13 protein-coding genes are annotated in these 12,068 nt (G+C 30.8%); 5 read left to right on the forward strand and 8 right to left on the reverse strand.

The window, feature by feature from the left end:
* Positions 1-146: 146 nt before the first annotated feature.
* The 7 genes from BUA86_RS09485 to BUA86_RS09515 form a co-directional block, all read right to left on the reverse strand.
* Positions 147-758 carry a DUF4254 domain-containing protein gene (locus BUA86_RS09485; protein ID WP_072932168.1) on the reverse strand — a complete coding sequence of 204 codons (612 nt, stop codon included), beginning with the start codon at positions 756-758 and terminating at the stop codon, positions 147-149.
* Positions 759-843: 85 nt separating this feature from the next.
* The gene (gene tatA / locus BUA86_RS09490) at positions 844-1,020 is read right to left on the reverse strand and encodes a twin-arginine translocase TatA/TatE family subunit (RefSeq protein WP_072932169.1); all 177 of its coding nucleotides are present in this window, start codon (positions 1,018-1,020) and stop codon (positions 844-846) included.
* Between the two features lie 37 nt (positions 1,021-1,057).
* Entirely contained in the window at positions 1,058-2,725 is a 1,668-nt protein-coding gene (locus tag BUA86_RS09495) for a murein hydrolase activator EnvC family protein (protein ID WP_229731732.1), read from the reverse strand.
* On the reverse strand, positions 2,725-3,525 hold the full coding sequence (gene lolB1, locus BUA86_RS09500) for a lipoprotein insertase outer membrane protein LolB1 (protein ID WP_072932171.1): 801 nt from the start codon (positions 3,523-3,525) through the stop codon (positions 2,725-2,727). The genes BUA86_RS09495 and lolB1 overlap by 1 nt, the downstream gene beginning before the upstream one ends.
* A gap of 5 nt (positions 3,526-3,530) precedes the next feature.
* A complete protein-coding gene (locus BUA86_RS09505) occupies positions 3,531-4,553 on the reverse strand; it encodes a sugar phosphate nucleotidyltransferase (RefSeq protein WP_072932173.1) in 1,023 nt (340 codons plus the stop codon).
* Between the two features lie 29 nt (positions 4,554-4,582).
* Positions 4,583-5,017 carry a dUTP diphosphatase gene (dut, locus tag BUA86_RS09510; protein ID WP_072932175.1) on the reverse strand — a complete coding sequence of 145 codons (435 nt, stop codon included), beginning with the start codon at positions 5,015-5,017 and terminating at the stop codon, positions 4,583-4,585.
* 3 nt (positions 5,018-5,020) lie between these two features.
* Complete coding sequence (locus BUA86_RS09515; protein WP_072932177.1) at positions 5,021-6,439, reverse strand: lipopolysaccharide biosynthesis protein; 1,419 nt, start codon at positions 6,437-6,439, stop codon at positions 5,021-5,023.
* Positions 6,440-6,534: 95 nt separating this feature from the next.
* Between BUA86_RS09515 and BUA86_RS09520 the strand changes: the two genes are divergently transcribed.
* The 5 genes from BUA86_RS09520 to BUA86_RS09540 all read left to right on the forward strand — a co-directional run bounded on the left by BUA86_RS09520 (position 6,535) and on the right by BUA86_RS09540 (position 10,221).
* A complete protein-coding gene (locus BUA86_RS09520; RefSeq protein ID WP_072932179.1) occupies positions 6,535-7,536 on the forward strand; it encodes an NAD(P)H-dependent glycerol-3-phosphate dehydrogenase in 1,002 nt (333 codons plus the stop codon).
* Position 7,537: 1 nt separating this feature from the next.
* Positions 7,538-7,951, forward strand: a complete 414-nt coding sequence (locus BUA86_RS09525) for a hypothetical protein (RefSeq protein WP_072932181.1) — start codon at positions 7,538-7,540, stop codon at positions 7,949-7,951.
* Between the two features lie 128 nt (positions 7,952-8,079).
* Positions 8,080-8,955: a bifunctional 5,10-methylenetetrahydrofolate dehydrogenase/5,10-methenyltetrahydrofolate cyclohydrolase gene (locus tag BUA86_RS09530; protein ID WP_072932182.1), complete on the forward strand. Its 876-nt coding sequence runs from the start codon at positions 8,080-8,082 to the stop codon at positions 8,953-8,955.
* A 4-nt stretch (positions 8,956-8,959) separates the two neighbouring features.
* Positions 8,960-9,607, forward strand: coding sequence for a 7-carboxy-7-deazaguanine synthase QueE (locus tag BUA86_RS09535; RefSeq protein WP_072932184.1), 648 nt, complete (start codon positions 8,960-8,962; stop codon positions 9,605-9,607).
* Positions 9,608-9,702: 95 nt separating this feature from the next.
* Entirely contained in the window at positions 9,703-10,221 is a 519-nt protein-coding gene (locus BUA86_RS09540) for a plastocyanin/azurin family copper-binding protein (RefSeq protein WP_072932186.1), read from the forward strand.
* Positions 10,222-10,618: 397 nt separating this feature from the next.
* Here BUA86_RS09540 and BUA86_RS09545 read toward each other — a convergent pair whose 3' ends face one another.
* Positions 10,619-12,028: an aspartate ammonia-lyase gene (locus BUA86_RS09545; RefSeq protein ID WP_072932188.1), complete on the reverse strand. Its 1,410-nt coding sequence runs from the start codon at positions 12,026-12,028 to the stop codon at positions 10,619-10,621.
* Between the last annotated feature and the right edge of the window lie 40 nt (positions 12,029-12,068).

Genomic DNA, 12,068 nt, shown 5'->3' on the forward strand with positions numbered 1-12,068 from the left:
TTCTGTAATGCTAAATTTACCTTTATTTTTAATAATTTTTACATCATTTCAACCAAATAGTGATAAAATATTTATTTTGTTATAAAACACAAAAAAAAGCCATTTCAAAATGTGAAATGGCTTTCTATATATTGTTATTATATGTATTATTTCTTGTTTGCGTAAAGAACAGGATTTAAATCCTCGTCATTATACATTTTCATTTGTTTATACACTTTCATGTATTTTTTTCCAGCCTCAAAATCAGCCAATAATTCTTCTATCGCAATAGATAAATCTTGGTGTTGTTGATTTAAAACATCTAATTTAGTTTGACAAGCTGCTTTGTGTTCAGGTGTTGCATCTGTACGTTCAGCTTCTTGTTTCATGTGATAAACTTTTAACGATAAAATAGAAAAACGATCTATCGCCCAAGCAGGAGATTCTGTATTATAAGTTGCATCAGATTTTACTTCTACATTCGCATATTGTTGTAAAAACCAGCTGTCAACATACTCTACCATGTCTGTACGCTCTTGGTTAGATTTATCAATCCAACGTTTAAGGCTTAAAGCTTCAACAGGATCAATTTGTGGATCACGAATAATATCCTCTAAGTGCCATTGTACAGTATCAATCCAATTTTTTTTGTATAATAAATGAGAAATTAAATCTTCCTCACTATATGGATTTTCAATTTGACGATTCACATCATCATGTTTATGATAGTCGTTAATACTTTGATTAAAAATCGACCAAGCTTTATCTGTAAATTTCATTTTAAAGTTTTATTTATATAGTAAAAGCATTGTATTCAAAATTTCTTCAATTACAATGCTTTTGTATTTTAATTAAAATTAGATTTTAATTTTCTTTTTTATCAGAAGTAGTTTCTTCTGTTTTGTTGTCTTCGCGAGTAGCCTTCTTAAATTCGTTCAAACCAGAACCTAATCCGCGCATTAATTCAGGAATTTTTTTACCCCCGAACAATAGTAATACAACTAAAATGATTACTATCCACTCTTTTCCTCCTAATCCCATACTGAATTGATTTTAATGCAAATATATAATTTATTTATTACATTCCTGCTACCCAAGAAGCAGGATTTTGTTTTGTTGTTCCACTCCAAACTTGGAAATTCATAACTGTTTCTCCTTCTGCTGTAGTATAAATAATACCTAAAGATTGACCACGTTTTACATCATCACCTTTAGACACGCTTACGCTAGATAAGTTAGTATATACAGAGTAATAAGATCCATGTTTTACTAAAACTGCTTTTCCAGTTCCAGAAACACTCATTACTGCTTGTACAACACCTTCATAAACTGCACGTGCATGTGCTCCACGATAAGTAGAAATATCTACACCACTGTTTACAGTTGTAATGTTAGATAAGATAGGATGCGAATTAGATCCAAATCTACTAACAACAGTTCCACGATCTACAGGCCATGGTAAACGACCTTTATTCGATGAAAACTCACCAGAAATTCCTTCAGAATCTGGACGTTCAGAGAATGTTTCAGCAGGTTTTACTGCGTCAACTTTAACAACACGTTCTTTTTCTGGAACTTTCGTTACAACTTTTTGTTCTGCTTCTATTTTTGCTTTACGCTCTGCTTCCGCTTTTGCTTCTGCAATTTTTTGAGCATTTGCTTCTTTCTGTGCATTTAATCTTGCTTCTTCTTCCGCTTTACGTTGAGCAATTATACGTTGACGTTCTGCTTCTGCTTCACGTTCTAGTTGCTCAAATTTTGAAATCTCAGTTTTAGCTGTAGAAACAAAACTACCTTGTGGATGATGAGTTAAATAAGATTGGTAAGCTTGCTTAGTATGCGCTGAACGGGCAATATTCCATGCTTTAGCATCATTTTCTATTCTTAGAATAGCTGTTCTAGCAGATTTAGCGTAATCTCCTTTAGGGTTTGTACGTAAATATTCGTTGTAAGATGCAATTGAGTTACCACGCTTGGCTTCGTTCCAATCTTTTAAATCTTTTTCTGCACGTATTTTTGCTTGTCGAATTTCTTCTTCAATAATTTCTTTAATCTTCGCGTCGATTTGTCTTTGTTGAGAGGCTTTTTCGTTTATTTCTGCAGCAATTACACCTTCATTTTTATGAAACTCTTCAACAGCTTTTTCTTTCGCTAAACGCTCTTTTTCTAAATTCTGACTGAATAGAACTTGTTGAGAAAGAACTTTTTCTTTTTCGTCTTTTGCTTTTTCTTTCTTCGCTTTTTTACTTTGAATATCAGTTTGCTTACCAATAATTTCATTCGCTTGACCTAACTGAAATTGTGAGTATTTTTCTAAATATTTTATACGACGATAAGCTTCTCCTAAACTTTTAGAAGACAGTACGAAAAGTAGTTTATTTTCTACAGATTTATTTTTATAAGCACGTACTAACACTTGCTTATAATCTTTTTTTAATTCAACTAACTCGCGTGAAAGTTTATTAATCTCCAATTGAGTTAAATAAATTTCGTCTTCAATAAATCGTTTCTCTTTTGTTAAATTGCCAACAAGCTTTGTCTGAACTTGAATTTTCTTTGTCAAGTTCTGTACATAGCCAACATTTAACTTCGAGTTACGTTTATTAACTTCAAGTTGTTTATTTAAGTTTATAATTTCTTTTTTAAGCTGAGCATTTTGTTTTTGTAAGTTCGCTTTGTTGTAAGGAACTTGTGCAAACATTGATAATGAAAGCGTTAAAAATATAGTTGATAAAACAAACTTCATTATTTTATTTCTTTTTTCTTATATCCAGCTGGAATTGAGAACGGTGTGTTCGTTTCCTGAAACGTAAAACTATTATATTCCAAGTCTATTTGACGCGTTTTTTTATCTTTTATAAAAATTTTAACATTTTTTGGAAATTCTTCTTCTCCCGCCTTTACCCAATTATCATAGGCTAAATCTATTTCAATATTTCGTTTCGGATCTTTTAAATGTGCTTCTGTAAGACGAAATCCATTGTCAAAAACATAAGTTTGAATGTACTTTCCTTCTTTTGGAGCAGCTTTAATTGCTTCGTTTTCGTTGTAAGTAATAGTATATTTATTATCCGAAAAATTTGCAGTATAATCTACAGGATTTAAATCTACAAAAACTTTTCCTACTAATAGATTTTGTAGTTTTTGATAATCTATAAAATCAACTTTTAATAATTTATTAGCAAGAGAAAAATCCCCTTCATAATAAGTTCCACCTAATTTTTCAAAAGCTGCAAAACCAGTTGGTGTAAATTGAGCGCGTGCTCCTGTTATACCAAACTTTGTTGCATTAACCCATATCTTTTGTTCATTTTTTATTGCAATAGTCGCATTTACATCTCCAGACATTCCTTCTAAATCTGCAACAACTTTTGCTTTTATAGTTAAATCTTTAAATGCTGATTTTTTAGCAAGAGTTTGCTGAATGATTTTAGCTGAAGCTGATACAACTTCGGCATTTTTATCATCAACTTTTGCAACTTTTTGTGTTGTACAAGCAGTTGTAATAAGTCCTAAACAAAAGATATACGTTAATTTCTTTATCATAATTTTTATGCTTCGTGAGATTTGAAATCTAATTCAGAGTAATCACCTAAACTTACGCTACGAGATACACCATAATATTTGGCATGATTTCCAATCATTGTATCTGATAAATTAGCGTGAAAAATTTTAGAATTTTCTTGAATTAAACTATTGTCTATGTTAGAGTTTTCAACAATTGTTCCATTTCCAATAGAAACAAATGGTCCAACTTTAGAGTTTTTAATTTCTACATTTTCACCAATAAAACATGGCTCAATAATTAATGAGTTTTCAATTTTTGCTGAAGCAGGAATTGCTTTAAAATCTTCTTTATCTAAATTTAAAACTCTTGTATTTGTATCAACTGTAACTGCTTTATTTCCGCAATCCATCCATTCATCAACTTTACCAAGTGTAAATTTATCTCCAGCAGCACGCATATTTTCTAATGCGTCAGTTAATTGATATTCTCCACCTTTTTGAATATCATTTTCTAATAAATATTCAATTTCTTTATATAGCTTTTGTCCATCACGGAAAAAGTAAATTCCAATAATAGCTAAATCTGAAACAAATTCTTTTGGTTTTTCAACGAAATCTGAAATAACATTGTTTTCGTCTAATTTTACAACTCCAAAAGCAGACGGATTTTCGACTTGTTTTACCCAAACAACCCCATCAGATTCCATGTCAAGTTTAAAATCTGCACGGAATAATGTGTCAGCATAAGCAACAACAACTGGACCTTCTAAAGCTTCTTTTGCCATCCAAATAGAATGAGCAGTTCCTAGAGGTTCTAATTGATGACAAATAGTTCCTTTTGCACCTAATTTTTCTGCAATAGCAATTAAATCAGCTTCAACTTCTGCTCCGAAATCACCAATTACAAAGGCAATCTCGTCGATTGGTTCTGAACTAACTTTTGCAATGTCTTCTACTAAACGGTGTACAATTGGCTTACCTGCAATTGGAATTAAAGGCTTTGGAGTAGTTAATGTATGAGGGCGTAAACGTGATCCACGTCCAGCCATTGGAATAATAATTTTCATTTTTGAGTATATTGTTAAGATTGTGTTTTTTATTGTTTTCCTGTGCTTCCGAAACCTCCAGCTCCACGTTCTGTTACGTTTAAGTTTTCAGTTTCAAGCCATTCTATCGTTTCGTGTTTTGCAATAACTAATTGTGCAATGCGATCACCGTCATTAATAGTAAAAGCTTCATTAGAGACATTAGCTAAAATCACACCAATTTCTCCACGGTAATCAGCATCAATTGTTCCAGGAGAATTAAGGCAAGTTAAACCATGTTTTAAAGCCATTCCACTTCTAGGACGAACTTGTGCTTCGTATCCAGCAGGTAATTCAATACTTAATCCAGTAGGAATTAATCTTCTTTCTAAAGGTTTTAATTCAATCGGCTCCTCAATATTCGCTGTTAAATCCATTCCAGCAGATAAAGCTGTTTTATATTCTGGTAAAGCGTGTTTAGAAGTGTTGATTACTTTTACTTTCATGTTTTATTTTCTTAATTTTTTTAATGTATTACGTTCGGCGAAAGCAATAAATGCAATGTACGCGATTAGAATAAGATTACCAATAATCAAATTAGAATTGAGTATAAAATAATTTGTCCAAGCAAGTGCAATTGCAACTCCCATATAAAGTACAATTTTATTCACTTTATAAGGAATTGGATATACTTTCTGTCCCCAAATGTACGAAATCACCATCATAATTCCGTAAGCAATTAATGTTATCCATGCCGAAGCTATAAAACCATAAATAGGAAGCAGAACAAGATTTAAAATAACAGTTAATGCTCCACCAATTAATGATATTACAGTTCCTATATTCGTTTTGTCAGTTACTTTATACCAAGTAGATAAATTGTAATAAATACCGAAAAATAAATTCGCAATTAAAATAATTGGTACGATATCTAATGCTGACCAAAACGAAGAATCTGGAATAAATATTTTCTTAATCCAATGTATGTTTGCTAAAATTCCAAGGATTACGATGTTACAAATAATACTGAAAAAGAATAAGATATTTGCATAAGTTTGCTTTGCATCTCCTTTTTTAGCTACTTTAAAAAAGAATGGTTCTATCCCCATTCTGTAGGCTGTAACAAACAATGTCATTAATGTTGCTATTTTATAACAAGCTGCATAAGATCCAGCCGAAGCTTCATCAATAAGGTTTCGTTGAACTAATTTATCAAAATTTTCATTCAGAATATATCCCAAACCAGCTATCATAATTGGATAACCGTACATAAACATTGTTTTAAATAACGGCTTGTCAAATTTAAATTGTATATGTCTTATTACACCAATTAATAAAATTATTCCAAGAATACTTGCTATTAAATTGGTTATGAAAGGGTAAGAAATAGTGTTGTTAAAACCAAGATTTACCATGAATTCTTTCGAAACATAGTATAACAAAACAATAGTGAAAATTGCTTGAAAAACATTTTGAAAAACTTTAATTCCAGCATATAAAATAGGTCTTCCTTTAAAACGTAGAACAGCAAAAGGAATAACACACAATGCGTCAAAAAAAGCAATCCAACCAAACCATAATAAATACTCGGGATTATCTTTATAATTTGCATATTCCGCTAATGGTTCTAAAAATAGATACAGTAAAACCATCATTGTAGAAGAGGTTATTACCATAAACCAAAACGAAGTATTAAGTACTTTTTGATATAAACCTTCTTCTGTAGCATAACGAAAGAATGCAGTTTCAAAACCAAATGTCAAAATAACATTCAAGAAAGAAACGGCTGCATACAGTTGCCCAAAAATAGAGAAATCGGTATTTGATGTTTTATCAATAATGAATGGATTTAGCGCAAACATTATTAATCTCGGTAAAATAGAGCCAATACCATAAATAATGGTCTCACTAAATAATTTCTTGTACAAGTCGTTAAAATTTTTACAAAATTGATGTTCTTTTCTTTAAATTCAAAATACCTAAGTTATAAATTAATTAACTTTGTGTGAACAATAAATGAATTATGATGGATTTATCTAATCAAAAAGTTGGATTAATAGGGAATGGAAGTTGGGCTACGGCAATTGCAAAAATGTTGAGTAAAAACCTAGAAACCTTTAATTGGTGGGTGAAAGACGAATATGTAAAAGGTTATTTAGAGCGTAATAAACATAATCCTAATTATTTAACAGGAGTAGAGTTTAAATCAGAAAAATTAAATATTTCAACAGATATTAATGAAGTTGTAAGTAATTCTGACATCATATTTTTGGTTGTTCCGTCTATTTATGTTGCTGATTGTTTAAGTAAACTAACAGTTTCACTAAAAGGAAAATTTATTGTAACATCTATTAAGGGAATTATTCCTGATCATTATAAATTAGTTGGTCAATATTTATTAGACAAATTTGAGCTTGATGAAAATCAACTAGGAGTAGTTAGTGGACCTTGCCATGCAGAGGAAGTTGCTTTGGAACGTCTTTCGTATTTAACAATTGCTGCAAACGAAGAAGAGAAAGCACAAGTTATTGCGAATTGTTTGGAATGTAATTTTATTAAAACAAAACTTTCGAATGATATTCATGGAACCGAATTTGGCGCTGTTTTAAAAAATATTTATGCTATTGCAGCTGGTATTGCGCATGGGTTGGGTTATGGAGATAATTTTCAGGCTGTTTTAATGAGTAATGCTATTAGAGAAATGAATCATATTTTAAAAACTGTAAGTCCAGTTAAAAGAAAAATTAATGATTCTGCTTATTTAGGGGACTTATTGGTTACAGGTTATTCTTTCTTCTCTAGAAATAGAATGTTTGGTAATATGATTGGTAAAGGGTATACTGTAAAATCTGCTATTTTAGAAATGAATATGGTTGCCGAAGGTTATTATGCAACAAAAGGTGTTGCAATAATGAATGAAGAATACCAATTAAAAGCACCAATAATTAATGCCGTACATAAAATTTTATACGAAGGGAAAAACCCAGCAAAGGCATTAGAAAAATTATCAAAAAAATTAGATTAAGATGATTAAACAAGATTTTATTTCAAAATATATACAAGAGTTATCTAAAACCTTAGCGAAGATTATTGCTTTAGAAGTAGGAAATTCGGATGATGGTTTTCTGATTATTTTTAATCAAATGTTACAATCTTATTATAAGTTAGATGATAACAATTTGGTTGTTTTATTAGAAGCTAACGAAGAGCGTGATCAGTTTTTATTAGCAGATGAATTAAAGAAAAAGAATATACTAACGTTTATGAAAGCTATTCGTGTTTATCTTAATCAAGGAAATACGGAAAAAGCAAAAGCATCTTATGAAGTTTTGAAAAGAATTGAAAGTATGAATACTGGGATTTTTCAATTTCCAACAGAGGAAGACAATTTGATAGCGAAAGAAAGAAAAGTTGTAGAAGAAAAAATGAATGGTTTATAATTATTGATTAAACAATTCATTTATAAAATATTAAAAAAAGTCTTACTTCTTAAGTAAGATTTTTTTGTTGCCAATAAAATAATAACATCTTACAATTTGTCCTTATCTTTGCACAAACACAACAAACAATGCAAATTTTAGATGGTATAAAACTTTCTAAAGAGATCAAACAAGAGATCAAACAGAAAGTTGAATCGTTCAAAGAACAAGGAAAAAGAGTTCCACATTTAGGAGCTATTTTAGTTGGAAACAACGGTGCTTCACGTACTTATGTAGACAACAAAATTAAAGACTGTAATTTCGTAGGTTTCGAATCGTCAGAATTAATATTGCCAGATACAATTTCTCAAGAAGAACTAATTGCAGAAATTGTAAAATGGAATAATGATGATTCTTTAGATGGTTTTATAGTGCAATTACCATTACCAAAACATATCGATCAGGAAGTTGTAATTAATACGATTGATCCTGATAAAGATGTTGATGGTTTTCACCCAATGAATTTTGGAAAAATGGCTTTAGAAATGGAAACATTTTTACCTGCTACACCTTACGGAATTATGGAAATGTTAGAACGTTACAATATTGATACAGCTGGTAAACACACTGTTGTTATTGGACGCTCTCGTATCGTTGGTAGACCAATGAGTATTTTAATGAGTAAAAATGGAAATCCAGGAAATAGTACTGTAACATTAACTCATTCTAAGACAGAAAATTTAGAACAATATACAAAAGAAGCAGATATCGTTATCACAGCTTTAGGAGTTCCAGGATTCTTAAAAGCAGAAATGGTAAAAGATGGTGCTGTAATTGTCGACGTTGGGATTACGCGCGTAGATGATTCAACAAATCCGAGAGGATTTATTTTAGCTGGAGATGTAGATTTTGATAACGTAAAAGAAAAAGCTTCATGGATTACACCTGTTCCTGGTGGAGTAGGTCCAATGACGAGAGCTATGTTATTAAAAAATACATTGTTGGCATACAATAGAAAAAAATAATTTTATGATACATATTGCATCAACAACTGCAGAAGAACAAGACTTAATAAAAGAAGGAAAATTACTTCCTGTTATGGAACATTTTTATACCATACAAGGAGAAGGTATGTACACTGGTGTGGCATCTTATTTTATTCGTTTAGGAGGTTGTGATGTTGGTTGCCATTGGTGCGATGTAAAAGATAGTTGGGATGCTGAAAAGCATCCCTTAACTGATGTTGATGAATTGGTAGAATTAGCAACTTCACAAGCTAAAACGATCATCATCACAGGAGGTGAACCTCTTATGTGGGATTTAACTTATCTTACAAAAAAACTACACGAAAAAGGCGCTCGTATTCACATCGAAACATCAGGCGCATATCCTTTAAGTGGAGAGATTGACTGGGTGTGTTTATCTCCTAAAAAAACAATGTTACCTTTAGATGATGTTTGTGAGGCTGCGCATGAATTGAAATGTATTATTTTTAATCAGCACGATTTTCAGTTTGCAGAAGAACAAGCCGCAAGAGTAGGAGAGAACTGTACGCTTTTCTTACAAACAGAATGGGGAAAAAGAGAAAAAAATCTTCCTTTAATAATAGACTATGTAAAAGAAAATCCGAAATGGCGTTATTCTTTACAAACACATAAATATTTAGATATTCCTTAGTCGGTTTCATCTGCCCAAAATCATTTTTATTTATAATGAGTAAACTTTTTTAAGTTGTTGTATTTCTTTATTTTTAAGGAAATAAAATATTAATTATGAAAAAATTGTTTATTCTAAGTTGCACAGCTTTATTTATAATGAGTTGTGGAGGAAAGAAAGAAGATTCAACAGCTTCTGATATTGATTATAGCACTGCTGAAACTTCAGTTGAAACTAATGAAGCATCAACTCCTGCAACAAATAATCATATTGTATTAAAAGCAGGTGACGATATGCGTTACGACAAAACACAGTTTACTGTGAAAGCTGGAGAAGAGGTTACATTAATTTTAATGAACTCTGGTCAAATGTCAAAAGAAGCAATGGGACATAATTTTATTTTATTAAAACCAGGTTCAGATGCTTCTTCTTTTGCAAATACTGCAGTTTCTGCAAAAGCAACGGATTATATTCCAACAGAATTAAAAAGTGAAATAATTGCTAATACAAAGTTATTAGGAGGAGGAGAAAATGAGCAAATAAAATTTACTCTAACTGAAGGTTCTTATGACTTTTTATGTTCTTTTCCTGGGCACTTTGCTACAATGAATGGAAAGATAACTGCTGTAAAATAAGCTTTATCCTTAGATAAAAATATATCGGATGAGGTTACTCATCCGATATATAACTATAACTCCATTTGCAATACTAAAACTTAATACTATTGCGAAAACTTTTTTTAAAAATTGTGTTTTACCTCATACAACACAATTCTTCTGTCACAATTTGTTTTAATCTACTTCTAACTACTAAAAAGTGACAAAAAAACAATAATCATAAAACGATTTATTAATAAAAATAAAAACCATTAAATTATATGCTTTGGCACAAAGTTTGATATTAGTAGTATAAGTATAAGATTTAGTAGAGTAAATTTTGTCCTCATGTGTTAATTTGAAGCCTGTTTTCTAAAGAAAATAGGCTTTTTTTATTCTATAGAATTTTATATCCAATAAATCGTAATTAATAATACTAAGCACTAAATGAGGTCTGAGTATTTATCATATTTTCAGGATTTAAAATTTGATCTAAACGACTTTTTGACAGTAAATCATATTCTAAAACAAGTTGATAGACACTTTTACCTGTTATTAAGGCTTCTTTCGCAATTTTAGTACTCATTTTATAGCCTATAAAAGGATTTAGAGCTGTCACAATTCCAATACTATTTTTTACTAAATTTTCTGAAACATCTTTATTTGCAATAATGCCTTCTATGCATTTCTCTTTTAAAGAAGTTAAAGCGTTTTTCATTAACTCCATTGATTCTATTAAACAATGAACGATAATTGGTTCCATGACATTTAACTGAAGTTGCCCTGCTTCTGACGCTAACATAACTGTTGTGTCATTACCAATAACTTTGTAACATACTTGGTTTACAACTTCTGGAATAACTGGATTTACTTTTCCTGGCATTATAGATGAACCGGCTTGTAAAGCAGGTAATGAAATTTCATTTATTCCAGCTCGAGGTCCAGATGATAATAAACGCAAATCATTACATGTTTTAGAAACTTTAATGGCTAATCTTTTTAACGCAGATGAATATTCTACAAAACTACTCGTATCAGATGTTGATTCAATAAGGTTTGGAGCAACATAAACAGGAATATTTGTTACTTCTCTTAAATTTTCTGCACAAAGTTCAGCGAACTCTTTAGGAGCATTAAGTCCTGTTCCTATTGCTGTTCCTCCCATATTAATAGATAAAAATTCTTCTCTGGCAGTAACTAATTTTCTTTTCTCCTTTTCTAATGAATAGGCAAAAGCTTCAAATTCTTGTCCCATAGTCATAGGAACTGCATCTTGTAACTGCGTTCGTCCCATTTTTAAAATAGACTGAAATTCGATTGCTTTTATTCTTATAACTGTAATTAAATTATCAAGTGCTTGGTAAACCTCATCATGCATTTGATATAATGCAATTTTTACAGAAGTTGGATAAGCGTCATTTGTAGATTGTGCTAGATTAATATGGTCGTTAGGTGAGCAATAATTGTATTCACCTTTTTTATATCCCATTATTTCTAATGTACGATTAGCGACAACTTCGTTAATATTCATATTAATAGAAGTTCCTGCACCACCTTGAATTAGATCTAAAGGAAATTGATTGTCAAATTGTCCATCAATAATATCTAAACAAGCCTGTCGAATTGATAAGTATAATGGCTCATCTAATGAGTGTAATTCATAGTTTGTTTTAGCTGCTGCTAATTTTACTTGTGCTAATGCCTTAATGAATGTAGCGCAATTACTGAGTTTGTGCGAAGAAATTTTGAAGTTTTCTATTGCTCGAACAGTTTGAATTCCATAATATGCATTTGTAGGAACTTTTAAGTCTCCAATCAAATCACTTTCAATTCTAAATTCGTTCATGTTGGTTTGTTTTTCAGTTTACCCTACAAAAAAACAATAC

It is taken from the genome of Chishuiella changwenlii, assembly GCF_900142565.1.
Lineage (GTDB): Bacteria > Bacteroidota > Bacteroidia > Flavobacteriales > Weeksellaceae > Empedobacter > Empedobacter changwenlii.

Coding starts and splice junctions, on each gene's coding strand:
- BUA86_RS09540 (WP_072932186.1), top strand. CDS start 9,703: ATGAAAAAATTGTTTATTCTAAGTTGCACAGCTTTATTTATAATGAGT.
- lolB1 (WP_072932171.1), bottom strand. CDS start 3,525: ATGATAAAGAAATTAACGTATATCTTTTGTTTAGGACTTATTACAACT.
- BUA86_RS09495 (WP_229731732.1), bottom strand. CDS start 2,725: ATGAAGTTTGTTTTATCAACTATATTTTTAACGCTTTCATTATCAATG.
- BUA86_RS09545 (WP_072932188.1), bottom strand. CDS start 12,028: ATGAACGAATTTAGAATTGAAAGTGATTTGATTGGAGACTTAAAAGTT.
- BUA86_RS09530 (WP_072932182.1), top strand. CDS start 8,080: ATGCAAATTTTAGATGGTATAAAACTTTCTAAAGAGATCAAACAAGAG.
- BUA86_RS09535 (WP_072932184.1), top strand. CDS start 8,960: ATGATACATATTGCATCAACAACTGCAGAAGAACAAGACTTAATAAAA.
- dut (WP_072932175.1), bottom strand. CDS start 5,017: ATGAAAGTAAAAGTAATCAACACTTCTAAACACGCTTTACCAGAATAT.
- BUA86_RS09505 (WP_072932173.1), bottom strand. CDS start 4,553: ATGAAAATTATTATTCCAATGGCTGGACGTGGATCACGTTTACGCCCT.
- tatA (WP_072932169.1), bottom strand. CDS start 1,020: ATGGGATTAGGAGGAAAAGAGTGGATAGTAATCATTTTAGTTGTATTA.
- BUA86_RS09520 (WP_072932179.1), top strand. CDS start 6,535: ATGATGGATTTATCTAATCAAAAAGTTGGATTAATAGGGAATGGAAGT.
- BUA86_RS09525 (WP_072932181.1), top strand. CDS start 7,538: ATGATTAAACAAGATTTTATTTCAAAATATATACAAGAGTTATCTAAA.
- BUA86_RS09485 (WP_072932168.1), bottom strand. CDS start 758: ATGAAATTTACAGATAAAGCTTGGTCGATTTTTAATCAAAGTATTAAC.